22 protein-coding genes and 1 pseudogene are annotated in these 25,417 nt (G+C 60.3%); 4 read left to right on the plus strand and 19 right to left on the minus strand.

The features are described 5' to 3' along the window. Positions 1-138: 138 nt before the first annotated feature. The 6 genes from nrdF to ACUIAI_RS06475 all read right to left on the minus strand — a co-directional run bounded on the left by nrdF (position 139) and on the right by ACUIAI_RS06475 (position 5,774). Positions 139-1,134 carry a class 1b ribonucleoside-diphosphate reductase subunit beta gene (gene nrdF, locus ACUIAI_RS06450; protein WP_045925134.1) on the minus strand — a complete coding sequence of 332 codons (996 nt, stop codon included), beginning with the start codon at positions 1,132-1,134 and terminating at the stop codon, positions 139-141. 65 nt (positions 1,135-1,199) lie between these two features. After that, on the minus strand, positions 1,200-1,688 hold the full coding sequence (gene nrdI, locus ACUIAI_RS06455; RefSeq protein ID WP_445341898.1) for a class Ib ribonucleoside-diphosphate reductase assembly flavoprotein NrdI: 489 nt from the start codon (positions 1,686-1,688) through the stop codon (positions 1,200-1,202). 180 nt (positions 1,689-1,868) lie between these two features. Continuing rightward, positions 1,869-2,969: a histidinol-phosphate transaminase gene (locus ACUIAI_RS06460; protein ID WP_445342832.1), complete on the minus strand. Its 1,101-nt coding sequence runs from the start codon at positions 2,967-2,969 to the stop codon at positions 1,869-1,871. A gap of 121 nt (positions 2,970-3,090) precedes the next feature. After that, entirely contained in the window at positions 3,091-3,384 is a 294-nt protein-coding gene (gene groES / locus ACUIAI_RS06465; RefSeq protein ID WP_015022393.1) for a co-chaperone GroES, read from the minus strand. Positions 3,385-3,562: 178 nt separating this feature from the next. Further along, the gene (locus tag ACUIAI_RS06470) at positions 3,563-5,044 is read right to left on the minus strand and encodes a hypothetical protein (RefSeq protein WP_445341899.1); all 1,482 of its coding nucleotides are present in this window, start codon (positions 5,042-5,044) and stop codon (positions 3,563-3,565) included. A gap of 76 nt (positions 5,045-5,120) precedes the next feature. Then, the gene (locus ACUIAI_RS06475; protein WP_445341900.1) at positions 5,121-5,774 is read right to left on the minus strand and encodes a GNAT family N-acetyltransferase; all 654 of its coding nucleotides are present in this window, start codon (positions 5,772-5,774) and stop codon (positions 5,121-5,123) included. A 79-nt stretch (positions 5,775-5,853) separates the two neighbouring features. On the opposite strand from ACUIAI_RS06475, the gene ACUIAI_RS06480 reads away from it, so the two are divergent. From ACUIAI_RS06480 to ACUIAI_RS06495, 4 genes and pseudogenes are all read left to right on the plus strand, one after another. Next, entirely contained in the window at positions 5,854-6,531 is a 678-nt protein-coding gene (locus tag ACUIAI_RS06480) for a 5-formyltetrahydrofolate cyclo-ligase (RefSeq protein ID WP_254478292.1), read from the plus strand. A gap of 101 nt (positions 6,532-6,632) precedes the next feature. Next, the gene (locus ACUIAI_RS06485; protein ID WP_198187461.1) at positions 6,633-6,845 is read left to right on the plus strand and encodes an FmdB family zinc ribbon protein; all 213 of its coding nucleotides are present in this window, start codon (positions 6,633-6,635) and stop codon (positions 6,843-6,845) included. A gap of 72 nt (positions 6,846-6,917) precedes the next feature. Continuing rightward, positions 6,918-7,256 (plus strand): annotated as a pseudogene (locus ACUIAI_RS06490) (SAF domain-containing protein); the annotation flags it as partial. Between the two features lie 718 nt (positions 7,257-7,974). Then, entirely contained in the window at positions 7,975-8,385 is a 411-nt protein-coding gene (locus ACUIAI_RS06495; protein WP_445342833.1) for an MscL family protein, read from the plus strand. Between the two features lie 9 nt (positions 8,386-8,394). Here the strand turns inward: ACUIAI_RS06495 and ACUIAI_RS06500 are convergent, their stop codons facing one another. From ACUIAI_RS06500 to ACUIAI_RS06560, 13 genes are all read right to left on the minus strand, one after another. Beyond that, positions 8,395-8,628, minus strand: coding sequence for a hypothetical protein (locus ACUIAI_RS06500; RefSeq protein WP_254478290.1), 234 nt, complete (start codon positions 8,626-8,628; stop codon positions 8,395-8,397). Beyond that, on the minus strand, positions 8,628-12,338 hold the full coding sequence (locus ACUIAI_RS06505) for a helicase (RefSeq protein ID WP_445341901.1): 3,711 nt from the start codon (positions 12,336-12,338) through the stop codon (positions 8,628-8,630). Before ACUIAI_RS06505 ends, ACUIAI_RS06500 begins: the two co-directional genes overlap by 1 nt. Positions 12,339-12,346: 8 nt before the next feature. Continuing rightward, on the minus strand, positions 12,347-13,939 hold the full coding sequence (locus ACUIAI_RS06510) for a variant leucine-rich repeat-containing protein (protein ID WP_445341902.1): 1,593 nt from the start codon (positions 13,937-13,939) through the stop codon (positions 12,347-12,349). 627 nt (positions 13,940-14,566) lie between these two features. Further along, a complete protein-coding gene (gene rplL, locus ACUIAI_RS06515) occupies positions 14,567-14,947 on the minus strand; it encodes a 50S ribosomal protein L7/L12 (protein WP_045924837.1) in 381 nt (126 codons plus the stop codon). A gap of 103 nt (positions 14,948-15,050) precedes the next feature. After that, complete coding sequence (gene rplJ / locus ACUIAI_RS06520; protein ID WP_254478287.1) at positions 15,051-15,572, minus strand: 50S ribosomal protein L10; 522 nt, start codon at positions 15,570-15,572, stop codon at positions 15,051-15,053. Between the two features lie 379 nt (positions 15,573-15,951). Then, entirely contained in the window at positions 15,952-16,686 is a 735-nt protein-coding gene (gene mtnN / locus ACUIAI_RS06525; RefSeq protein WP_445341903.1) for a 5'-methylthioadenosine/S-adenosylhomocysteine nucleosidase, read from the minus strand. Positions 16,687-16,751: 65 nt separating this feature from the next. Then, on the minus strand, positions 16,752-17,963 hold the full coding sequence (locus ACUIAI_RS06530) for a 3-deoxy-7-phosphoheptulonate synthase (RefSeq protein ID WP_438820780.1): 1,212 nt from the start codon (positions 17,961-17,963) through the stop codon (positions 16,752-16,754). A 5-nt stretch (positions 17,964-17,968) separates the two neighbouring features. Then, a complete protein-coding gene (locus ACUIAI_RS06535; protein WP_445342834.1) occupies positions 17,969-19,090 on the minus strand; it encodes a 3-deoxy-7-phosphoheptulonate synthase in 1,122 nt (373 codons plus the stop codon). Between the two features lie 180 nt (positions 19,091-19,270). Then, positions 19,271-20,635: a C1 family peptidase gene (locus ACUIAI_RS06540; RefSeq protein ID WP_254478283.1), complete on the minus strand. Its 1,365-nt coding sequence runs from the start codon at positions 20,633-20,635 to the stop codon at positions 19,271-19,273. Between the two features lie 111 nt (positions 20,636-20,746). Continuing rightward, positions 20,747-21,763: a lysostaphin resistance A-like protein gene (locus tag ACUIAI_RS06545; RefSeq protein ID WP_445341904.1), complete on the minus strand. Its 1,017-nt coding sequence runs from the start codon at positions 21,761-21,763 to the stop codon at positions 20,747-20,749. A 191-nt stretch (positions 21,764-21,954) separates the two neighbouring features. Continuing rightward, complete coding sequence (locus ACUIAI_RS06550; protein WP_445341905.1) at positions 21,955-23,679, minus strand: cell division protein; 1,725 nt, start codon at positions 23,677-23,679, stop codon at positions 21,955-21,957. Between the two features lie 144 nt (positions 23,680-23,823). Then, positions 23,824-24,543: a pyroglutamyl-peptidase I gene (locus ACUIAI_RS06555; RefSeq protein WP_254478280.1), complete on the minus strand. Its 720-nt coding sequence runs from the start codon at positions 24,541-24,543 to the stop codon at positions 23,824-23,826. 22 nt (positions 24,544-24,565) lie between these two features. Beyond that, the gene (locus tag ACUIAI_RS06560; RefSeq protein ID WP_445341906.1) at positions 24,566-25,357 is read right to left on the minus strand and encodes an IspD/TarI family cytidylyltransferase; all 792 of its coding nucleotides are present in this window, start codon (positions 25,355-25,357) and stop codon (positions 24,566-24,568) included. Between the last annotated feature and the right edge of the window lie 60 nt (positions 25,358-25,417).

Genomic DNA, 25,417 nt, shown 5'->3' on the forward strand with positions numbered 1-25,417 from the left:
CGGTGATGCCCGCCCTGAAGACGGACCGATCAGAACCCGCCCAGCGCGAGCCTGAACTACTATATGTGCTATCGATATAGAAAACGGTGAGCATATATAGGGTTTTCTGTGCCCAATATCACACCGGTTCCAACTGGCCTAGAAGTCCCAGTCGTCGTCGTCCGTGGACTCGGAGTGCCCCATGACGTAGGAGGAGCCCGAGCCTGAGAAGAAATCATGGTTCTCGTTGGCCGAGGGCGACAGAGCCGCCAGGATCTCCGAGCTGACATCGGTCTGGTCGGCTGCGAACCGGGCCGGGTAGCCCAGGTTCATCAGCGCCTTGTTGGCATTGTAGCGAACGAAGGCGAAGACGTCCTCGACAAAGGGGAAGCCCTCATAGATCTGCCCGGAGTAGACCATCTCCAGATCGTAGAGCTTGTCCAGCAAATCATTGGTGAACTTCTCCAGCATGGCCTGGTCGGCCTGGGTCCTCTCCTCCAGACCACGCTGATACTTGTAGCCCGAGTAATAGCCATGGATGGCCTTGTCACGCAGGATCAGACGGATCATGTCGGCCGTATTCATCAGCTTGGCATGGCTGGAGAAATAAAGGGGCAGATAGAAGCCCGCATAGAGCATGAGCGAGGAGAGCATGGTGGAGGCCACCTTGCGCTTCAGGGGATCCTCGCTGACATACTCGTGCAGGACCGTGTGGACGCGCTCCTGGAGGACGTCGTTGGCCACGGCCCAGCGGTAGGCCTTGTCGATCTCCTCGCTGGAGCAGAGGGTGGAGAAGACCGAGGAGTAGGAGCGGGCGTGGACCGACTGCATGAAGGCGATATTGGTATAGATGGCCTGCTCCTGCTCGGTGCGGGCGTGATCGATCTGTACCAGCTCGCCGATGGTGGCTTGGGTGGTGTCCAGCATGGTCAGTCCGGTGAAGACGCGGACCGTGGTCTGGCGCTCGTGATCGGTCAGGGTGTTCCAGGAGGGTATGTCGTTGGACAGGGGCACCTTCTCGGGCAGCCAGAAGTTGGAGACCAGGCGGTTCCAAACTTCCAGATCCTTCTCGTCGGTGATCTTGTTCCAGTTGACCGGGCGAATCCTGGCCTCAGGGGTGACCCGGTACTGGGGCGGGGTGATGGATTGGCGCATCATCTCGTCGTCGGCATAGACGCCGGCCTCTGACTTGGCGCTCTCTTTGGTGCTTTCCTGCTGGCTCATGACAAAACCGCCTTTCGTGAATCAGTCGACTGCTGCTGGAGCTGCACTCCCATTCCGGCCAGGATGGCCCTGACCGCTTGAACATCCTCCGAAGTGCCCAGCAGCTCGAAGCGATAGAGCTCAGGGACGCCGCACCGGCGGGCTATCAACGGGCCGGCTGCGCAATAGGCGCTGCCAAAGTTCCGGTTGCCCGAGGTGACGACTCCGCGGATCAGTCCGCGGTTGACCGGATTGTTCAGGAAGTGGATGACCTGCTTGGGCACGGCCCCCTTGGCTGACCCGCCGCCATAGGTGGGCACCAGCAGAAGGTAAGGCGCATCCATAATGGGCATGGGCTGGCGCCGCTCATACAGGGGGATGCGGATGGGCCCCTCCACGCCCAGCCGCTGCACAAAGCGGTGGGTGTTGTTGGAGACGCTGGAGAAGTACACCAGCTTGGAGGCACCATCGGGAGGATCGCGCCGATCCACATCTGCTGAGGACATAGTGACTGTTGCTCCTTGATAAACACTATATATTGGATAAGCTTGGCCAGCCAACCACAATATATAGGTTTATCCAAGACGACACAAGCTCACAGGAGCAAAACAGCCTTTGCTGTGACATTCCAGACAAGGACGGAGACGGCAATTATTTGCATTTACGCTCGCGGCAGTATGCGGCCTTCAGTCAGCAATCGGATCCTGCGGTAAACCCTGCCGACGCAGATCAGCGCAAACTTCCAGGACCCGGTCGTTGGCTTCCCGCTCCCCCACAGTGATGCGGATGCCCTCGCCGGGGAAGGTCCTGACCGACAAGCCTGCGTCGCGGAAGAGCTGATCAGCCTGTGCGGCGGCCTGGCCCAGAGGCAGCCAGTAGTAGTTGGCCCGAGGCTCAGGAATCTTCCACCCCTGCTCCTGCAAACCAGCCAGGATCCTGGCCCGTTCCTGCTTGAGTGCCTGGACCCGTTCGGCCAGGCGATCCTGTGCGTCCAGGCTGGCCATTGCCGCTGTTTGGGCCACATCGGTGACACCGAAGGGCAGGGCCACCTTGTTCATGCCGGCAATGATCGGCTCCGCTGCCACGGCGTATCCGATCCGCAGACCAGCCAGTCCATAGGCCTTGGAGAAGGTCCGGGCCACTATCACATTGGGATGCTCGCGCATAAGTGTCAACCCATCGGCTCGATCAGGGTCGTCGTTGAACTGTATATACGCCTCATCAAAGAGCACCGGAAGGTCTGCGGGCAGGGCTTGCAGGAGCCGTTCGGCCTGATCGCGATCGACGTTGGTCGCAGTCGGGTTGTTGGGATTGTTGATAATGACCAGTCTGGTGTGGTCATTGACCGCGGCGATCATGGCCTCGATGTCATGACGCCCCTGCTTATCCAGGGGCACAGGCACCCCGGTGGCGCCGGCCATGGTGATGATGATGGGATAGGCCTCGAAGCTGCGCCAAGGATAGACCACCTGATCGCCGTGACCAGCCACCAGGTCAACCAGCTGGGTGATGACCTCAGTGGATCCGCATCCCAGCTGAATGCATGCTGGATCGACCCCGTGCAGCTTGGCCAGCCGCTCTACCAGACGGGTGCCATGCATGTCCGGATAGCGGTTCAAATGGCCCAGGGCTTGCTCGAAGACGGTCTGAAGCACACCGGGCAAGGGCGGATAGGGGTTCTCATTGCTTGAGATCTTGTAACTGGTCAACCCGGGAACGGCTGGTGCCGGGCTGCCCTGCCGGTATCCGGGAAGGGAATCAATGCTGGCGCGATGACGATAGTACATGGGCACCATGCTAGCTGCCAGCACATGTCCCTGCGGCATCTGGTCCGCTGCACGGTCCTGACGAGACGCAAATGGCCCCCGGTCCTTCCGCAGGACCAGGGGCCACCAATCCACCGCCTCTTTACTTGAGGATGGCCAGAACGTCGCGCGCGGACACGATCAGATAGTCCTCGCCGCCGTAGTTGACCTCGGTGCCGCCGTACTTGGAGTACAGAACCTTGTCGCCAACCTTGACATCCATGGGGATGCGCTCGCCCTTGTCGTCACGACGGCCAGGGCCTGCCGCCAGCACCTCGCCCTGCTGGGGCTTCTCCTTGGCGGTATCAGGAATGACCAGCCCGGAAGCGGTCTTGGTCTCCGCCTCAGCCTGCTTGATGACGATCTTGTCTTCCAACGGTGTGAGTGAAATCGACACTGTGGACCTCCTACATCTTGTGAGAACAGCCAATGAACCCACGCCGGAACGTCGATGAGAGGCTGACGAACACTCACCACGCATTCCTTTGCGCTACAAGTCATAGTAGCGCGAAATTAGCACTCTGCCAACTTGAGTGCTAACGCTGGTGGTGAAAGATGGATTGTCGATTGGCCCCTCAGGACTTGGCTGACGGACGACGCCGGGCCAATATGGCCTCCACGCCGATGGACAGGGAGTTCTCGCTACGGTCAGGCGCTTCGACCTGGGCCTGCATCTCCCTCTCATGGAAGTCGTCGGGCCGCCCATCGGCCTTCTTCTGAGCCTTCTTTTGATCGGGCTGCTTCTTTTCGGGGGGACGGGCCACGGAGACCTGTCGGGTTGACTTGATCTCCAGGCTGTGGGGACCCTCATCTTCGTTGTTCTTGCCGTCCTTGTCCGCTTCCTCGCCGCGGGCCGATCCCAGGGAGAAGGAAATCAGATCTTGGCCTGCCGCCATGTCGAAAGCATCCAAGGCCGGAGAGGGATTGATGCGTTCGAGTTCGTTGGTGGCATCCTCCTGGGCCTTTGCCGAGGACGACGATGCCGCGGATTTGGAGGCCTGATCCGACGAGGCCTGGTGCTCTTTGCCGATAGACGCAGAAACCGATCCGGACTTGCCTGAATGGGCAGCGGCGGATTGGGCAGGCATCGAGTGTGAAGAAGTCGGCCGGACTGCAGACTTCGAGGCAGCGGATTTGTCCATTGGCGACTTGGGCGTAGCAGATTTGGAGGCAGCCTTTTGGGCCTTTGAAGATTTGGCAGCTGCTGGTTTGGAAGCCGCCGGTTGAGAAGCCGCTTGTTTGGCTGGGGTCTGTTCAGAGGTCTTCTTGGTGACGGGCTGCCTGTTCGAGGTATGTCCGGTCTGAGCAGCAGTCTTCTCGTTCGGCTTTACGGACCCGGCCGAACCCTTAGCCTTGCTGGTGCCGGCTGACGGCTTTGCTGGCTTGGTGGAATTGTGCTGCCTGGCCTTGAGTGCTGCCTGCTGATCAGCCTTGGCCTGAGCCAGCGTTTGACGAATCTCACCCTGGTCAAGCACATCTGTGGCAGTTTCCGTGCGGCCCTCATTCTTGGCCTGCACAGGCCTGCCGGAGGTCTTGCTCTTAGTCAGGCTGGCCGCCTGCTGACGACGCTGCCTAGCACGTCGCTGGGCCAAATTGCGCTCCCAAGTCCTAGCCTGGGCCGAAGCATGTGCGCCGGCTGCCAACACCACTATCACCAAGGCCAGAGGAATCAAAGTGAACCATGGGCTGTAACCTACAGGGTAAGAGAGCCCAGCCACCAGCATAGTGATGACCAACAGGGTAACGACCAGGATGCGACGACGGCGTATGGCCGCGCGGCGCAACTGTCTGATCTGCTTGATGCGCTGGGCCTGACTCAGCCGGTTGCCATCCTGCTGCCCTTGCTGCATGACCAACCCTTTCACCGTCCTCGACTGCCTGTCGCAGAACCTCATGCCGTCTTCCCGACCCACCATGTGCAGGGAGGTGGAAAGCCTGTCCTGGCGATGCTCCGAGGCCCGCTTCATGCCCTTGACGGTGCGAAACGGCAGCCAACCCAGCACCAGAATCACTGCAATCACCAAAACCATGATGCTGCTGAGTGATTCATAAACCATAGGTACTACGTTAGTTGACGGTATGCCCCAAGCGGCAAGTCAAACCCAGCGTGTCGACCATGTCTGCCCCAGGGGTTCATAAACGGGCCAGCAGATCTGGATCGAATTGGTCGCTGATCCAGGCAAAGGTCAGGTGGTCCCGCCACTGTCCGTTTACATACATGTAGCTGCGACGCAGCCCCTCCGGCTCCATGCCCAGCTTTTGTACTACACGCAGGGACCGCTGGTTTTCAGGCAGAATCGCCACCTCCAAACGGTGCAGATGAGGCCCGTTCCTATCCTTGAAGATCCAATTCGCCACCATGGCCAAGGCCAGGGGCGCGAATCCGTGACCGATCCAATCCTGGTCAACCCAGTAGCCCGCTACTGCCGTGCACATGGACCCATAGCGGATAGCGCCTAGGGAGATCTGCCCTACGATGCTCTGATGAAACTCCATCAGGAATACCGCCGAAGTGCCCTCCTGCCGGGCACGCTCCAGTTCCTGCATCCACTGGGCATAGGTCATGCCAGGTCCGTGGCGGGGATCCCCCGATTCCCATGGGGCCAGCCAATCACGATTCCTCCATCGAACCGCGTTCCATGCTGACTGATCACTCTCGCGGATGGGTCTAAGCAGGAAGTCCCCATGGCCTGGGGGCGGGGTCAGACGATCAGGCAGATTCAGGGCATGGCCCGAGCGGGCCCGGGAACCCTGCCAGACCTGACGGAAGGTATGCAGAACCGACATGATTCCATGTTCTCACCGAACAGCAGCTGAGACAGACAGGTGTCCATCCGGGAGAGCCCCTACTGGTAGAACTGAGAACATGAACGAGCAGGCACGCATCGACATGGACAAGCAGGATCGGCGTGGCCGGTTGCTTGAAGACCGAAGGCACATCGATCAAGCCCAATGCCTGGATGCGGGCCGCAAGCTGGCCTATCTGCTGGCCGACCATGTGCTCCCCAGAGTCGAACGCTCCCGAAGCGACCAGAGCCTGACCGTGGCCGCCTTTGCCTCCATTCGGGGGGAGATAGCCATGGACCCCAGTCTTGACCTTCTGCTGGGCCGGGGATACCAGGTGCTCATTCCCATGCTGGGCACGGGCACCCAAGTAGGCTGGGGATGCCTGCAATCAGAGCATGATCTGGATGGCATGAAGCGGATTCCCGGCTGGCGGCCGGACGAACCCGATATGCCGGCACTGCCAGCGCAGGCTTTGCATCAGGCTGATCTGATCCTGGTGCCGGCACTGGCCATCGACCATACCGGCATTCGTCTGGGTCGGGGCGGCGGCTGGTATGACCGGGCTTTGGCCTTGCGCGCTGAACAGACCACAGTGGTGGGCATCTGCTGGCCCGGCGAATTCGTTGAAGCTCCTCTGCCCCATCTGGACCATGATCTTCCTGTGGATGCCGTCCTGACGCCCAAAGGTTTCACGCCCACAGCCGCAGGTCTATCACGAAGGCCCGGAGCGGACCATAATGGTGATGAACAAGACTGACGAGAGGCCAGGTGCCGATTCTTCTGGTCGAAGCCACCACTAGGATATTGGGTGTTGGACCAATCGTCGCGCGAACCGACCATCAGCGGAGGGAAAGAACGGTGCCCACCTATCATTATCGTTGCAAGAACTGCGGATACGACTTTACCAAGGAGCAGTCTTTCAACGACGAACCCATCACCATCTGCCCCAAGTGCGGGCAGCAGCAGGTCCGCAAGGTCTTCTCCGCAGTGCCTATCGAGTTCAAGGGCCATGGCTTCTACCGGACCGACGGAGCCTCGTCCTCCTCTTCAAGCTCCACAAGCAGCAAGTAGAACCAGAGGCACATTCGACCACATCGACCATGCGGACCAATACGCCGGCCAAGTTTCTGGCAGGCTTGAGGCATGGTCGATTTTTCAATCTTCACCAATAAGGACAAGCCCTCAGCTGTCGCCGGTTCCCTGACCCGCCGACGGCGGCTTTTTAAGCTGCGGCGTGTGGGAGCCGCCCTGGCATTGGGGCTGGCAGTCTTCTGCACTCTACAGATCCTGGTTCAGGCGCAGGGCCGCCTATCTATACTGGTCGCCGCGCAGCCTATTCCACGCGGTTCAGCCATCGATCCTGACATGGTTGAAACGCGGATCCTGCATGGCAGAGAGCGGCTGCCCGGCCTGATCTCCTCATTTGGGCAAGTACGTGGGCGGCGGCTGATGATCAGCCTCCACACAGGGCAACCGCTGACTACGGCCATGATCAGCAGCCGACCGGCACAGCCACCCGGGACCACTCCGGTAACCGTCCGTCTTGCAGATGATCCTGGCGACCTTCAGGCTGGCGATCAGGTGAATTTGCTGGCCTCGGGGAACTGCCCCGCCGCCGCCAGTTCGCATTCTGCTCAACACAGTTCTCTGCCACCATCCTCTACACAAGACCGACCAGGTTCTGATGGGATGCTACGGCTTCCCCATGGTCAGCAAGTCAACGACGTACAGACGCCGACTCCCGAGCAGGCGTCAGGCGGCGGACACTGCATAATAGCCGAGCAGGCACTGGCGCTACAACCGGCGCAGACCATCGCCAAAAATCGATCCGACCCAGAAGAGCGAGAGGGCAACCAAGTCCAGCAAGGATCCCAGGCTGTCTTCGCCTTGGCCGCCAGTCAGGCTCTACTCTTATTATCGCTGGATCCATCCACCCCAGTTATTGCCATCCGCCCCGACAGAGCTTCTGTACCGACACCCTCCAATCATGTCGGAAAACCGAAACCATCCTGGGCCCGCGATAATGGAGGAGGAAGTAGGCATGGGCGCTCCATGCCTCACATCAGCTACGGAAGGATACAGGATGGCCTCGATCAATCAGGTGGCGGCCAAGGATACCGCCGAAGCAGTGCACAAGATCTCGCAGATCAGCAACAAGGGCGTGCTGGGCGAATTCAAACAGTTCATCTCGCGCGGATCCATGGTGGATATGGCCGTGGGCGTGGTCATGGGTTCAGCGGTGACCAGCGTGGTCAACTCCATCGTCAACAATCTGATCAGCCCCCTGATCGCCATGATCTTCGGCAAACCAGACCTGTCGGGACTCCTTACCATCAGCTACCGGAACGCTACCATCTCTTTCGGTGCCATTCTGACGGCCCTGCTCAACTTCCTCTTGATCGCCATCGCTGTCTACTTCTGCATCATTATGCCCATCAACAAGCTGCGGCAACTGAGCAGGGCGGCCTCGGGCATCAAGGACCAGCCCAACGCACCCAGCCCCCAGGACCAGAGCCTGCAGCTGTTGCGCCAGATCGCCGCCGACATCCACCAGTCAACAGGCGCAGACGGCCAAGATTCCGGAACCGGTATGCCCACAGGACAGAACTAGAACCAGCAGTCAGTCGCCACGCTCGTTGGGGAAGAGTCCCCAATGCGGCGGCAGCTCACCCAGGATCCGCCGGTCATCCCCGTCAAGACGATCCTGCGTACAGACCTGGTCCTGAGGATCCTCCTCGATGCCGTCAACATCGAACCGTTCCGTGCCTGGGCGAACCACCCGGCGATGCCGACGTCGGCGTGAAACTGCAGGCTCACCAGTCTGATTTCCCCGGTCTAGCTGATCATCTGCCATCAACGCGCCTGCTGGTAGATATCAGCAAGGCGAGCGACGATCCTATCGGCTTCTTTATCGGGGTTGACAAAGGCCGAAACGCTCCAGACCGTCATGACCGACCAGCCAAGATACTGCAAGTCCTCGGTGGTGAACCGGTGACGTTCCCGGGTGGACTGGGTGTGCATAAACTCGGCATCGTCGGTCAACACGGCCAGAGCATAGGGCTTGTTCTTGAGCCCAACCACCAACGGGATTCGGGGCGCCTGTTCGTACCCATAATCCAGGGCTACATCCAGCCCCCGGGTCCGCAGCCGTTGGGCCAGATCCCGGAAGAGCACATTGGTGGACTGCTCGGCTTGCTCGGGCCTAGCAGGTTCAGCATCGGGATGCTCAACCCAAGTCAACAGATCCTTGAGCAGACGCGGCCCGGGCTGGTGAATGCGGTCGTTCTCAAGATCATCAGCGGAAAACGCCGCAACGATGTCCAGATTCCGATCCGGCAGGACCAGAGTATCCAGCAACATGCCCTTGCCTCCTTCGCCTTCCAGGTCGCCAAACTGCTGCAGAAGACGGCCGTGGGTGGTCTTGGCAAAGCCCAGAGTGAGGATCACGTCCGTGGCCCGGGCACCGCAGACCTCGTCAATGCCGACAATGCGTACGTGCCGCAGGAATTTGGCGAAAACCCTATCCTTGGCAGCTGCCGACTTGAGTTCAGCGCCGAGCCTGGAGCGGTGGGTTGCCGACAGGGTGACCACAGTCAGCAGATAACTGTTCGGCACTAGGGAGAAGGATCCGGCCTTGCGCTTGAGCATGTCAACAACGGTAGCAACCTCCTGTTGACTGGACTCGACCAGCCCGGTGGCCATGACCGGGACGCCAGCGCCCTCCACCCGGGTCAGGGTCACCCTGCCAGGCTCCCGGCAATCTGGCACAGGTACCGACAGATCCCCATAGCCGTGATCTTTCAGGAAAGCATCCAGCCGAATGGAACGACGTGAGGGCCGTGATTTGACGGTGACTGGAACCAGATGATCGACCAGCTGCAAGAGGCCATCCGAGGTGATGGTGGGGCGGTGGGCGATGACCGCCACCTGCCGGGCACGCGCCAGCACGGTCAGGACCTGAATGGAAGGCATATGAGCCCCGGCATCGATGATGACCGTATCAGCAAGCTGTGTCGGATTGGTCCTGGTCGCCAGCGTGGCCGGAGTCGCGATGATGATGGGCTTGGCCGCCGACAGTATGCTGGGGTGGGCCTGTTGAAAGACGGCAAGAGAGGCACCGGGGTTGCCGGCCAGCATGGTGTGCAGCTGATTGGCCTCCTGTGTGCGCGAGAAAAGCAGCTCTGATAGGCGCTTTTCACTCTCCTGGGCAACCATGGGTCCTACGCTGGCCACATGCTCGGCATCTACCTGGCTGAAGCGGTCGGCTGCGTTGGATAGGGCGGAACCGTCCTGGTTGGAGATGATCTGCGAGGAACGCATGATGTCGTCGAAGACTGTGGTCCACCACGCCAACTGCAACTCGGCCCGTACCGCCTTACCTTCAACCTGGCGGTTGCGCAGGTCCTGGACCAGGCCCTCCAGACCCGCCTTGTTAAATTCACCCTCCAAAGCACAGCGTTCAGGCAAGGTATCCAGGGCTGTATGGTCGTCAAAGAGGGCCTTGAGCCGCTCCTCCACCTTGTTGAAGTCCATGGTCTCCAGATCGCCACCAGCCGGAGTCGAGTCCAAGACGGTGTCCAGAGCCGTCATGTCACGGATCAGGGATTCCTGAGTGTCGATGATGACGTCCAGCTTGGGTGGCAGGACCGGCCAGCCGCCGTGGGGGACGAAGGTCCGCCACTGCTCGGCCTGCTTGGAGACCACCACCAGTGATTCATGCAGATCCTCGACCTGGGCACCGGGCCTGAGCAGGCTCTTGGCTTCCTTGACCAGGCGTCGACGTTCCCAGAATCCCAGATTGGTGCCACTAGCTTTGCGATCAGCCTTGGCCTTGGTGGCCTCAATCATGGCAGGAATGTCGCGCTCGAAGATGGAGGGCTGGAAGACATCCAGGACCCTACGAAGGTTCTTGAGGACCACCACCTGCCGCCCCCAATCCTTGACGGTGGCCGGCACAGGGAATCCGCAGGTCTCTACAGTAGATTTGACCTGCTCACGGGTGTCCGGCAGAAGTCGTTGCAGAAGACGAACCACACGGGAGTAAGCGTCCACGGCCTCGTTCTCGTTGACCAAGGTAGCGCCGAACCAAGGAGTATCTTGTGGACCGATGACGAATTCGCCCAGCTCGGCAGCCCTCTCCAGCTTATCGGCCCAGGCATTCAACTCGGGCTGCAGATTGTGGGCAGTGGCCGCACCCAAACGGACACGGGTGGCAGGATGCGTAGGCATGTTGGCAATGTTGGCCAGATTCTGAATAGTCTGGTAGGCCGAAACCCCCCAGCTGGAATCCACCCCATGCAGATCGCCCAGATAACGGGTCAGCCGGGAACGGACACCCACAAGCTCGTCAGCCACCTGATCGAAGTGTTCACTGGCCTTGCCGGGTTTGAATCCCACCGCATCAATCAGCCGCTGGTCCAGGACCCGGCCCAGCTGATCGTCGGTCAGGTCAAGAGCCATGTCCGCCATCCCGGCAGCATCCAGACGATGTTGAAAGCGCCGCTTCTCCTCCACCACACAAGGTACATAGAGCACTGTTCTGCCTGCGGTGACGCAACGCGAGGCAATGGCCAAAGCGTCGTCGGCGCTGTGGCGGCCGGTCTGTTCATCCACAATCACGCTATGACCAGTCGCCACCAGCTGGGCTGCATAACGGACCCGGTTGTCCACATCTCCGGACTCGAATTCGCTGTGAGGATCCGCATCGAAGGGGCTGTAGTCAGGCACAGATCCGCCTTTGAGCCGCTCGGAGGCTTCCTGATCACCTGCCAAAGCATCGAGCAGATCGTTGCCAGTGGACCCGGCGGTCATCCGGTCCAGAATCCGGAGGCTTTCACCAAGCAGCTGGGCCGATGGCTCGATGAAACACCCTAGGACAATTTTCCGTTCGATGGTGAAGTCGCTGATATGCGGCGTGATCAGGGCCGTCATATCCTTGAACAGCGATGAAGTTTCTGGTGTGCCGCCCTGATAATGGGAGGCGGAAAACAGGCGGTCAGGATCCAGGGTGATGCCTCGCTCGCGCATGGCCGAGATCAAGGCAGGATTAAGATCCACCTTGCCTGTGAATCTGATGGAGGCTCTGGAGGTTCCCTGTTTGCCCTCATCAATACGCACGGGGTAGAGCAGAACAGGCATGTCGCGCCCCTGCCAGGCAGCCACTCCCACCACCATGGAGAGCTGGGCAAAACCGCTGGCACGCTCTTTGGCGGCCTGATCGTCCAGGACCCGCTCCATGCGCCGGTGGGCCGCGCGCAGCATGCCGCGGTCTCGGAAGAGCGCATCCAGATGAACCTGACCGCTGGCGAAAAGCTGTGCAATGCCTGAAGGATGCGCATGTGTCAGGTCCATCTGCGCGGCCAGCTGCGATACATTCTCCAGAGGAGTCAATCCCACCTGGTTCTGGTAGTCCTGGCGCCATCCTCGAATTCGCTCCAGAGGAGTCAGCGGGGCTTTGACCTCTTCTGCCGCAGGGTCGGAGGAGGATCCGGCCGCTGATGCCTGCGCATCCTCAGCCCGTTTGCCCTGTTCCGATCCCCCGGTGCTCATTACCGTCTCGCTCATCCGTCTACTCACTTCCGCACGGCGTTCAGATACTCGTGATACCCGTCATTGTTTTGCAGGGCCGCATCGATGTCCCGGTCGCCCTGAGCCTCCAACCAGGCGTAAAGATCATCATAAAGGGCCGGGTTCATCGCCAGGAAAGGCAGCAGTTGCCGATGCTTAGCCATGGCGAACTGCAGAGCAAAGTCCCCGGTTCGCTTGGCATCTTCAGAACTCATCCCGTCCACCTCGATGGCATCCCGGCCACGGTCATAGTCACCCTTGGAAACCCGCTCGAAGACGGATCCTGGCTCAAAGGCCGGCTGGTATCGATGGTCATCATCCGGCTTATCCGCTGACTCAGGACGCCGGGCCTGATCCGGTTCCTCCTTGGACAGGCGAGCCAGCTCTACAGCTCCCAGCGGGGTGAACCCCTGGGCCGAGCCTGATTCGCCCCCCCGGCCTTGTCCGGACTGATCGTCCGCATGGCCTTTGTAGCCGAAAGACGCGCTATCATCGTGTTGACCACGATCATCACGAGCATCTTGGTCATAGCGTTCCTGATTGGGAGCGGAGTCAGCGGAACGCGAGCGACGAGCATCAGCGAAAAGGTCGCGGTCGACCGGCTGCCTGTCCTCCTCCTGAGTGCCGACCAACGGCAGACCCCGATCGGATTCGTTCTCCTGCCATGGCAGGGGTCGGCGGCCTTCGCCACGAGAGTCCTGAGCCTGGAAGTCCCCTTCACGCCGGGCACCCTCGCGGTCTTCGAATTCTTTGTCATCCGGCTGGTCGGCATAGGCCCGGCGACGGTCCGATACCTGGCCATCTGCCGATCCAGCATCGGCCGATCCCTTGTCAGTCTGTCCATGCTCTGCTGAATCAGGATTGTCATAATACCGCGCTTGCGAGTCACGCGGATTCATAGAAGCTGATCTTCCGGAGAAAGTCGGCGACGCGCTATCCTCCGAGTCGCGGTCAACTGAGGCAGACTTGGGACGATCTTGTGAAATTCCGCCGGTCTCTTGCGAAGAATCGGCTGTCTTGGCGGCACCCAGGGCCATATCATGAAGGGCAGTGACCCGGTTACGGACCCCGTCGGCCTTGAAGATGCCGGTGGGCTCGCCGGCGCGCATATCCAGAATGTCGTCAACGGACATCTCAGCTGCATCAGGCTCCACTGCGCCGCGGGGCTGTGTGGAGTACGAGAAGAGGTCAGGTACCCGGAGCGAAGGATCGGTCTGGTCTTCTTCGGGATTGCTGATGCGCACGAAATCGACAGGAACATCACCGAACTGGAAACGAGCTGAGCTGCTGGACAGTGGGTAAGCGGCATCCACAGGCAGCCTGACCAGCGATCCGTCGGACTGAATCAGATAGGACCCATTGGTGGAGCCCATGTCGCGCAGGGTGGCCAGACCGCCCTGATCGACGGCGAAAATGGCATGACGCTTGGACATGGATTTGGTCTGATCGGGCACCTCCAAACGACGCCGACCGTCATCGGCCAGCGGACGCAGAGGCTTGCGACCGATCTCGACGGTCTCGCCAGGCTTGAGCCGGGTCTCTTCCACACCATTGAACTTAATGATCCACACCTGCCCCGGTCGCCGATCGTCACTCACGTTTTCGACCTCCCAAATCTGCAGCCGCCTTCACTCGGTACTACCGCCTATTCTGTCATGAAACCCAGAGATAGGATTGATTGCGTGCCGAATTAACTGATAAAGGACACATGAAAGGCTCGCAGACATTGAGCAGTGCTTGGGAGCCGACTGAATCAGGAGCATCTGCAGACCTGATTGCGAATACGCCCCGGAGCTCATTGCAGGCCATGAAGCATTTCAGACACATTGCGCCACCTTCGTATAGATAGCAAACATCTCATAATCGTTTGGCCCGGAGTGGATTTTTTCGTACATCGGGTGCACATATAAAGGCTGACCCGACAGCGGTCTACAGCTCTCTGTCAGTGTGGACAGAGCAACCTGACCGAACTTGATTACGACAATGAACAAATTGTTTCAGATCAATCCTGATCCGTCGATCAGTCCGTGAACTTGGGCGCCCGGGTAGGTAAATCCGCAACCGCAGGAAGGACCGTCCCATGGACATCGGTGCGGATCGTCCCCGAGCAAAGCGGCGCACCCCACACCTCACCCCTATGGTCAGGCCGGATATGAGGAAAGCCCCGCGCTGTCGATGACAGCACAGGGCTTTCCAGCATGCAAGAGCTCAGAAAGAGCCAATGACTACTTGAGCTCGACGGTGGCGCCAGCTTCTTCCAGCTGGGCCTTAGCCTTGTCTGCGTCTTCCTTCTTGGCACCTTCCAGGACGGCCTTGGGAGCACCGTCAACCAGAGCCTTGGCATCGGCCAGGCCCAGGTTGGTGATAGCCTTGACGGCCTTGATGACCTGGATCTTCTTGTCACCGATGGCGGAGAGGACGACGTCAAACTCAGTCTTCTCCTCCTCAGCCGGAGCAGCGGCACCGGGGGCGGCAGCAGCTACGGCCACAGGGGCGGAGGCCTCAACATCGAACTCGTCCTCGAACTTCTTGACAAAGTCGGACAGCTCGACCAGAGTCATTTCCTTGAACGCGTCGATGAGCTCGTCAGCAGAGAGCTTGGCCATAATGGCTTCCTTTCATTTGTGGCGACCGGCATTGACTGGTAAGCCGATCACCGAACATCTTTTCTTGTATTTGCCGTATGAATCCGGGCCGATGGCCGTGGACTCAGGCGGCCTTTTCCTGCTTCTCGCGCAGGGCGTCGAACGTGCGCACGGCCTTGGTAGGCACAGCGACGAACAGGTTGGCGGCCTTGGACATGGTGCCCTTGAGCGCGCCGGCCATCCGGGAGAGCAGAACATCGCGGGATTCCAGATCCGCGATCTTCTTCACGGCATCCGCGTCAGCAACAGCTCCATCAATAAAGCCGCCCTTGACGATCAGTGCCGGGTTGTCCTTGGCGAAATCGCGCAGCGTCTTGGCGGCATTGACGTAATCACCCTTGACGAAGGTGATGGCGCAGGGGCCGGCAAGCATCTCATCGAGACCCTCGATTCCAGCCTCTTTGGCCGCAATCCGGGCTAGCGTGTTCTTCGCCACGTTGTAGGAAGTATCGCGGCCTAGCTTGTTTCGCAGATCGGCGACCTGCGGAACACTGAGCCCGCGGTACTCGGTGAGGATGATAGCATCGGCGTCACGGAACTTGTCCGTCAGCCTGGCGACAGCCTCTTCCTTTTCGGGCCTTTTCATGGCGTTCCTTCCTAGACAGACCTCTGGAGGGAGCCGGACGACTGAGCATGACAGGCAAAAAGAAAGCCCTGCCGACAGGCAGAGCAAAAACCAGGTCACGAAGACCAATTTGAAACTCAACCTGTGCTGGCTCGATCAACCGAACTTAGGAGACCCAAGGGTCCCGACCAACGGTCTTTGGTATGCAAACGGCAATAGTACACAGGTCGGCCGCAGCCGTCAAGTCCATATACACGACAAGCTCGGCTTCTACCATTTTTGCGGGCCGCATAACGGGCGCAGATTCACGGCACCCGGACCTTAACGGGTACAGCCCACCAGAACGCGGGCCTATAGGCACCACCATGCCACTCGGCCAAGCGCTCCTGTTGATCTGCACTCAGAGCTCGCGTACGATGCCCAGCACCAATTTGGCAGCTGTGTCGGCATATTCGGAGATGTCGAACTCCCGGAAAACCTCGTAGTCGGTGTCGGCGTTGTCGCTCAGAGCGCGGATGACCAGAGCCGGAACCTTGTTGCGGGCCGCCACGTGACAGACGGCCGCACCCTCCATCTCGACCGCATCGGCCCCAGTCTGCTCCTTGACCTGTGCGATCTTCTCCGGGCTGTCCACAAAGTAGTTGCCGGTTGCAATGGTGCCGACGATGTGCTTGATCCCCATGGCATCCAAGGCCCGATCAGCCAGATCCAACAGGTGAGGGTCCGAGTGGAACTCCTCCGTGCCGGGGGCCGATTGGGCCACCAATCGCATGTCGGTATCCAGATAGCGCAGGGTACCTCCAAGGACCACGTCATTGATGTGCAGGTCCTTGTTCAGGTTGCCGGCAATGCCGGAGAAGATGACAACCTTGGGATGGAGGGCATCGATCAGATATTGCGTGGTGGCGGCAATATTGACAGTGCCCATGCCACCCACGGTGGCAGCCAACCGAACAGGGCCGTGCGACCCATCAAGGGTGCCGCATATAACCTTCAGACCGGCATCACCGGCATGGGGATCCTGATCGACCTGCTCCAGGCCTCGGCCAATCAGGGCCACCTCCTCGTCCATGGCTCCTATGACGGCAACCGGCCGTCGATCTTCGCCCTCCAGGGAACCGTCCGTTTCGCTCATGCCTGACTCCTTATCCATGATTTCACCCGCGACCGCGGCCCGACCAGCCTACTGCAGGCTGTATGTCAACGAGCCGTGCTGCGACGACGATCCACTGCCCCCGCCAACTCCTCCAGCAGATCTTGAGTATCAGGCCAAGAGATGCAGCGGTCAGTGATCGAGCACCCGTAGACCAGTTGGTCCAGCGGAGCCGGCTTCTGATTGCCTCCACGTATGAAACTCTCCATCATCAGCCCGGTAAAGCCCTCCTCGCCGTCGCCTATCCGCTGGGCCAACTCATGGACAACCTGGATCTGGCGCCGCTCATCCTTGCCAGAATTGCCATGGGAGGCATCGATGAGCAGCCCGTGGGCAGCCGCGCTATCCTTGGGCATGCGCTGGCGCAGCACGGCAAGGGCCGCCCGCACCGAGTCCTGATCGTAGTTGGGGCCGGACTTGGAGCCGCGAAGAACCAGATGGCAGTCGGGGTTGCCCATGGTCGCTACGGCTGCGGCCTGACCCTCGTGGTCTATTCCAAAGAAGGTGTGGCGCTGAGAGGCCGCATAACAGGAGTCAATGGCCACATCCACGCTGCCGTCCGTGGCGTTCTTGAAGCCAATGGGCATGGACATGCCGCTGGCCAGCTGCCGATGGACCTGGCTCTCCGTGTTCCGAGCACCGATGGCCCCCCAGCTGACCGCGTCAGAAATGTACTGGGGCGATGTGGGCTCAAGAAATTCCGTGGCCGCCGGAAGCCCGGTGTCCAGCACACCCAGCAGGATGCGCCGTGCCAGGACCAGGCCCTTCTGAATGTTGTGGCTGCCATCCAGGTCGGGGTCGTTGATCAGCCCCTTCCAGCCGACCGTGGTCCGGGGCTTCTCGAAGTAGACCCGCATGACGATCAGCAGCCGATCCTTCAACCGCTCATTGACGGCCGACAGACGACGGGCATAGTCCAACGCGGCATCAGGATCGTGGATGGAACAAGGACCCACAATGACCAGCAACCGGTCGTCCCGACCATGCAGACAGTCCACAATCTCCTGCCGGGAGCGGATGACCAGGTCCTTGGCCGGTCCATCCAAGGGGTATCGGGTCAGCATCTGCGCGGGCGAAGGCAGGCGGTCAAGCTCAAAGACTCGCCTGTTGACGATCCGACCTATGCCTACCTCGTCCTCCCACCTGGGTAGGTTCCCCGACTGCAATGGGTTGACGCCGGCCGCCAGCGCCTTGTGCACCAGTTCAACCTCGTAGGCCTTGCTGGGTCGGGGCAGAGGCTCCTGTGGCTCATCCTTCATCCCACTCATGCCTTCATCCTTTCCCGACGGGCTTGCACGGCATCGGCCAAGATCTGCAACAGTTCCTCGGTCCTGTCCCAGGAGATGCAGGCATCGGTGACGGACCGGCCGAAGACCAGCTGATTTAGCGGAGCCGGTTTCTGGTGACCGCCCTCAAGAAAACTCTCCATCATGATGCCCGACAGACCCTGCTCGCCCTTGGCGAGACGGTCTGCCAGCTCCTCGACCACCTGGGCCTCACGTACTGGGTCCTTCCCGCAGTTGCCATGAGCTGCGTCCACAATCAGACCGCGGCAGGCACCAGGGCCCAGCGGTGCTTGATGCATGACCTCCAGGGCGGACTGGACGGATTCCGCATCGTAATTGGGGCCATGACTGGAACCACGAAGAATTATGTGGCAGTCGGGGTTGCCTCTGGTCTCGGCAGCGATGACATGGCCGTCCAGATTGATGGACAGGAAGTGATGTTCGGATGCCGCAGCCAGACAGGAATCGACCGCAGCCTCTACACTGCCCTCGGTCGAGTTCTTGAAGCCCATGGGCATGGACATGCCGCTGGCCAGCTCCCTGTGAACCTGGCTCTCCGTGTTCCGAGCACCGACGGCCCCCCAGCTGACCGCGTCGGAAAGATACTGCGGGGTAATGGGGTCCAGCCACTCTGTGGCCGCCGGAATCCCCTGACCCAGAACCTGCCAGAGCACCTGGCGGGCCAGGCGAATCCCCTTGCGGATGTTGAATGTTCCATCCAGGTCGGGGTCGTTGATCAGCCCCTTCCAGCCGACCGTAGTCCGAGGCTTCTCGAAGTAGACCCGCATGACAATCAGCAGCCGATTCTTCAACCGCTCATTGACTGCCGACAGACGACGGGCGTACTCCAGAGCAGCTTCCGGGTCGTGGATGGAGCAGGGACCGGTGATGACCAGCAGCCGGTCGTCCCGACCATGCAGAACGTCCCGGATGACCTGGCGGGAATCCCGGACCAGCTCCATACGCTTCGAATCCAGGGGCCGCGAGCGCAGAAAGACCCTGGGGGCCGGGATTGGATCCAACTGACGAATGTTGACATCCACTGTTTCGGGAAAGACGGCCGTATCGGCAAAATACTGCCGCTCCTCTTCCGGGATGATATCCGATTCCTTGACGAATGCCACGGTCGCTCTCCTCTCTGTCGTACTGCGACGATCCTGCCCGAATTCCTCATGACCGCCCGCATCCGGGCCAATGTGGACAGTCCGTTCCCGCGATCCATATAGACCACGGGAACGAACAATTTGATGGATAAAAGTGGATGAATTTAGTGCTGCTGCTCAGGCCAAGGCACCCATGGGATCCCAGGCGGGCAGCATGATGGCCTCCTGATCAAAAGCCTGACGATACTCGTCAGATAGCATGGACTTGGGCACAGCCACCTCGTAGACATACTCGCTGAACCAGTCGTCGCTCATGGTGAAGTAACCCTTGTTGGCAATGTCAGCGCCCCAGGAGTTCTCCACCCGCCAGCGGTTGGTGGTCCGGCCGTCATCGGCCACGTCCACGCCCACGAATGCCATGGCGTGGTTCTGGGCCGAGTCGCCGAAGCGTACCCGCTGCTCCTTGTCCATGTCGAAGTCCACTCCGTAGACCCGACCATACTCGAACAGGTCTGTGGCCCACTGACCGGCCTTGCGGTCCATCATGGGGTGGCAGTCGGCACCGAACCAGACTGGCAGGCCCTGCTCGCTCATCAGACGACGGGCGCAGTCCTTCATGACCTCTACAGGAACGTTCAGATACTCGGTGGAATCGCCGCCAGCCACGTTGCCTAGGTGCTCGATGCCGATCTTGCGGCCCTTGGGGTGCTCTGGGCGCGGATCGTCGACCAGGCAGACATAGTCCTCAAGTCCTGCATTCACGTAGCGCTTCCAGAACTCCTGCGGGGTAATCCGGCCATCCCGGTGGAAGACGCCGTCCTTGTCGGTCCACTCCCAGTCGAAGCTGGTGGGCGGGGTACCCAAATGAATGGTCAGGATACGGTGGCCAGCCTCCAGGGTTCTATCGATGATCTCGTCAATCCCGTCTGGATTGGCCACCATGTGAGCCGTGGCCTGGTGGAGCAGGCGACGCAGCTGATCGTTCATCTGGCTGGTGTTCTGGGAGGAGGCAGTCTCGGGATAGAACTGCTTGGGCACTGCGCCGTACTTCTTATAGATGTTCATGGCCATGATCCACTGACCGCCATCTCCCATCACATCGCCCATCAAGAAACGCATGAGCTGGGAGTCGATGGGTTCGTGGGCACGCACCAGAGCCGCTACGTCGCGCAGGAAGTAGTTGACGCGCTCAAGCTTGTCATAATACATGGCGTAGTTCTGGGACAGCTCGAAGTCGCCCATAGGGTTGGCGGTGCTTTCGCCATCAATGTTCAGAGCTTTGCGGGCCACGAATCGGGCCACATTTAGCGAGCTGAAGAGCCAGCAACGGCCGGAATGCGCCTGCGAGGTGACCGTACCATTGTCGATGCTGACCGAAAATCGGTGTTGGAGCAGGCGGGAGCGATTATAGTTGTGGGCCACTTCGTCAATGCCTACCTGAGTGACGGCGTTCATGGCGACGTGGTTGGCCTCGCGCTCATCGAAGGCGGTGCGCAGGCCCTCCAAACGGGTCTGATCCAGTGGTGTCAGTGCTGATGTCATACGGTCTGTCCTTGCTTCCTTTCATGCGGATGTATCTGCATCCCTGCATCCAGCATAGCGGGAATCAGTCATCAAGGGTTCGCCTGGTGGAGGATGTGGACAACTGCACTGTCAAGCCAGAGAAAAGCGCTGGGCTGCATTGACCAAGGCCAGGACCACCAGGACGACCAACCCAAGGGAGATCCAGCCCTTATAGGTTCCGGGGCGTGAGCGATTGGCGCGCAGATAGTCTGCCAGCTGTCCCCGAATCAACCAGAGGACAATTAGTCCCCCAACCAGGCCCAGAAGGGTCATACCCTGGTTGAGCATCATGCCGGTGCGGGCAGGCACCGTCTGGGTCAGCCACATCATGGCGTCAGCCAGGACCAGGTTGTTGAAAATATGCAGAGCCATGGACCAGAGGATGGAGTATTCCATGGCGATGAAACCCAGAACCAGGCCCAACAGGAAGGTGAACAGACTCTGGGTGATGTCCCCGTGCAGGCAAGCGAAGATAAAGGAGGAGGTGACGATGGCAAAGGTTCGCCCGTAGGGTCTGAGCCTGCCCATGACCACGCCGCGCAGCAAAAACTCCTCGACAACAGGGACCAGGATAGCCGTATCCAAGGGCGACAGGAACCCGTGCTGGCCCGCAGCGATCTGGGAAGTGGTGGAATGGTAGACCAGCCCCAAGGCCTGGGATCCCTGGTTGACCACCCAGGTGAAGCCCGTCTCGATGCTGCTGGCCAGCATAATTAGCAGGATGGCCCCGATAAGCACGGCCGGACCGGGATTGGTATGAGCCTTGTAGCGCACCGGGTTGGAACCGCGGCCAAGCAGGTCCTGGCCACGGGTGCCGAAGAGGAAGATCAGCATGACCAGATCGCCCAGCAGATCACCTAGTCCCGGCTGACGGGCAATGCCCAGGGCCGCAGTCACCGAGGGCAGATTCAGAACCCCTGCGAATAGGTTGGCCACCACCAGATACACCAGGGCGTAGAGAGATTGCAGATCCACCCCCCGGCGCACCTGGGCGCTCCACGAACGTGAGGGCCCTGGAGATGCGCTCGATCCGCCCTGTCTGCCCGCATCCGCCTCGGTCGAATCTGTGGCGGGCGACTCTGATAATGAGTGATTTGGTTGCTGCATGATGCTCTCCCAACCCTGTGACCCCATGGCCTGCGCCCTTCACCACTGACTCTAGGCCAGAGCAAGGGTCCGGATCGAGATTGACGCCCATGCCGGTTTCGGCATGAGATCAGGCAACTTCAAGGCAAGAAAAAAGCCGGGTTGCAGATCATGCCTGCAATCCGGCCCTTACGAACAGTGAAGTTCGTTGATCAGTCCCGATCGGTCGGGGTCATGCCATCGTTGACGGGCGGAATGACCGTGGTCTCCTGGTCAGTGACCGCCTTCTCAACCTGTTCACCCTTGGCCTGGGCCGGCGTATCACCGGTCTGGTCGGATGCATCGGGCAGGACGCTCGGCGCCGGGGAGGGCAGGACCTGAGTCGGCATATTGGCTGAGGACCGAATAGTAACAGCTGCGTTGGCCTCATCCCCGGAATTGCTGGTGGAATCAGCTGCCAAGTCATCAGTTGCCGAGTCATCGGCTGGCTGGCTCACTGTGACAGGATCGACCGATGTCTGGGTGGCTTCTTCCTGGGAGTCGGCAAGGGGCTGGCCTACGCCCTCATCCTCGCTTTCAGCCTTCGGCGCTGGGGCCGGCAACGGATCAGCGGCAGGCACTGCGTTGACAACGGGCACGCTCGGCGCCTGCCCCTCGTCCTGGTCATTAACCACAGTCTCGTCGTGGAAGCCGTCGAAGTTGCCGAAGGACTTGGAGAAGATGTTCCGCAACTCATCGACCCGAGAGGTGATCGTTGCTTCCCGATGCTGCAACTTGGTGATGTGGTCCTTCAGCCCGTCCAGCTCAGCCTGTGCGGCCTTGCGTTGAGCCTCGACCTCGGCCTGGGCGCGCTGTTTGGCCTCCTCCAGCAACTGGCTGGCCTTGCGCTCAGACTCCTCACGCTTGAAAGAGGCGAACGAATCGGCATCCTTGCGGGTGGCCTTGGCCTGTTCAATCAGCTCCTGGGTTTCCTTCTCAGTCTTGACCCGGCGCTCCTCCAGGCTCTTGAGCAGCTCGCCCACCTTCTTGGTGGCCTCCTCCTGCTGGGCGGCGATGTCGGAGCGCACCTGCTCGGCCTCGGCATTGACCTTGGCCATGGTCTCGGCGCTGGTGACCTTGGAATCGTCCACGATCTGCTGGGCTTCCGACTTGGCCTTGTCAGTGATCTCCGAAGCCTGCCTGCGAGCGTCATTCAGGCTCTTGGAGACCTGCTCGCGCACATCGGCAAGCTTCTTGTTGGCCTCGGCCAGGGCCTTCTGAATCTGATCGTTGGCATCCTTCTTGAGCTTGGCGATCTCCTCGTCGCTCTTGCGTCGCTTGTCGGCGATCTCCTTGGCGGCCTTGGCCTTCTGCTCGGACAGCTCCTTGTCCTGGGTGGCCTTGTTGGTGGCCAGCCGCTTCTCATGCTCTTCGCGGGAGTTCTGCAGCTCCAGATCCAGGGCCTGGCGACGTTCGGCCACCACTTTGTCGGCCGCGGACTTGCTCTGTTCGCTCTGCTGCTTGGCGGTGGTGGTGACAGTCCTCGCTTCATCGTTGGCGGCCTCGACAATGGACTTGGCCTTGGCGTTGGCCTCGTCCACGATGTGCTTAGCTTCAAGCTGGGCCTCGTTGACCAGGGTCGTCGCCTTCTCCTGGGCGGAGGTCTTAGTGGATGCCGCATCCTGCTTGGCGCGGTTGAGCAGCTCGGTGCTGGTCTGCTCGGCCGAAGCCAGCAGCTGCTGGGCATTTGCTCCGAGGGAGGCGAAAGAGTTGCGCGGCTGTTCGACCTTGCGTGACTTGGCCTCCTGGAGTTCCGCCTCCAGCTTCAGAATGCGATCGTCATCGGCCTTGATCTGCTGACGCAACCGGGCCAGATTGCTCCGCGAGGCCGCCAGGGCTTGGTCGACCCGCTCCTTGTCATAGCCTCGAAGGACAACGGGAAACTGATCTTCGGCCATGGAAACACTCCTCTTCGCCACCAGGACATGCCGGCCCGTGACAAAGATGTCTTCGGTCCGGTGGATTTACCTCGACTCTACCCCATGACAGGCCGAAATTTGCCGTCTGACAAGCTGCCGACACATTGACCTTACATACGGGGCTCAGGCAATAAGAATAGGGCTGGAGGAGGGTCTCCGATAGTAGCGAATGGTCTCATTTACCACCTCGCGCACAGCCTGTATCTGCTGATCCAGAGGCAGACCGCACTCCTGTCCGTCGCTTTCGTTGACCAAGGGAAGACTGACGAACCCGGCCAGGACATCCTTGTGTCCTGCAGCCCATGCCAGCAGGTTGTAGAAAAGCGCGTTGCAGACATAGGTACCCGCGTCCGAGCTGAGTGTGGCCGGAATACTGCAGGTGCCAAAGTCGTGCAGGATGGCCCGCAGTGGCAGTCGGGTCCAGTAGGCGGCCGGACCTTGGGGGTCAATGGGCTGGCGACTGGTCTGGCGGACGGGATCCTGAGACTCCCGCTCCCCTAAGTTGTCATGGTCGTCAGCATCGTCCTCCTTGAGGTTGACGGCGCAACGCTCCATGGCGATGCCACGAGCCCGACGCTTGAGCCCTGTGGCGATGATGATATCGGGGTGCACCCGCTCTATGGCCTTATGCAGTATAGGCCAGGCCTTGGCGAAGCTGACAGGCATGGTGACCGAGGAAATAGTCAGATCCACGCCCTCCAAAGGATCCTCCTCAGTGGGGCCAACAGGGCGCATGCCCTCCATGCCATGCTCAGCCAGCGCCTGGGAAACCCTGCTGGAGGGGTTGATGTCAACACCCTTGTAATGATCGTATCCGGCGACGATGACCCTGATCTGCTCCATGTGCACCATGGTACACAGGACTTCACCCGGCCAGGGAACGCGCTATCCATTCAGCCATGGGCACGTCCGATGGCAGGGTGATCTTCATGTTGGTCACGCTGCCGGCCACAATGGCCACCGACTCCTCAGGCAGGCGGTCCACCACTACCCTGGTGTCATCAGTGGGATGGAAGTCGGGGTCCGCAGCGGCCAGGTCGTAAGCCTTGCGGAGGGTGCCGAAACGGAAGGCCTGCGGGGTCTGAGCCCGGAACATGTTGTCGCGGTCGGGCACCTGACGCACCACCTTGCGCTCACCCAGGTCGCCGGCAATCAGCATGGTGTCACTTGAGGCCACGGCCACGGTTGCGGCGTTGAATGTATCCAAGGCATTGATGCAGCCATCGATGGACTCCTGGCTGACGAAGGGGCGAACCGCATCGTGGATGAGCAACTTGGCATCCTGGGGAATCTCCGCATCAGCCAGGGTCTGCAGGGCTGCCTCGGTACTGTCCATGCGCTCGATGCCGCCCTGGATAACCGTGCGGACCTTGTCGTAGGTGTCAGCGCCCACGATGGCCTCGACAGCCTCCCGCACCCGATCATTGACCACGACCAGGATGTCCGTGACCCGGGCATTGGACTGGAAGGCGTCAATTGACCAGGTGATGATGGGTTTGCCGCCCACCTGCACCAGCTGCTTGGGATTGCTCTCGTCAAACCGAACGCCCAGCCCGGCCGCCAGAATCACCGCTACAACTGGCTGAATCTGCTCCTCCGGCTCTGCACTATCCTGACTGGCCTCGGACGGGGCTGCTGATGCTCTGCTCTCACTCATAGACTCAACGGTACTCACGAGAGGACGCTGAAGGGTGCAGACCCGGCGCTATCTGCACCG

This window comes from Bifidobacterium sp. ESL0827, assembly GCF_052606685.1.